General features: G+C 37.9%; 1 protein-coding gene. It reads right to left on the bottom strand.

Annotated features, from left to right (window positions below):
• On the bottom strand, positions 1 to 314 hold a 314-nt coding region (locus tag LOK41_RS28730; RefSeq protein WP_241819471.1), incomplete at its 3' end, for a GerAB/ArcD/ProY family transporter.
• Positions 315 to 338 lie beyond the last annotated feature (24 nt).

The raw sequence follows: 338 nt of genomic DNA on the forward strand, positions 1-338 counted from the left end.
ATTTGAAACCCTGAAGTTGCAAGAAAATAACATACAACAAGTAAGCTAAATAACCTCCCTGTCCATTTCCCTACAACTTCTTGGCTGTATTGATAAAAGGTTTTTTCGGGAAACTGTTGACTTAATTTAACCATAATTACTCCTGTAACCATCGCGATTATCCCACCTAAAATCACACTTATCCATACATCCGGTGTTTTCACTTTTTCCATAGATGCTCTGGGTAGGGTAAGGATTCCTGTTCCAAGTATAAAATTAATGACGATAACAACTGCTTGCGATGTCTTAATTCGGTCTTGGGGTCTGCTAATCATTGAAAGTCACTTCCTTTCGGCTTT

Source organism: Bacillus sp. TL12 (genome assembly GCF_022625245.1).
GTDB lineage: Bacteria > Bacillota > Bacilli > Bacillales > Bacillaceae_G > Bacillus_A.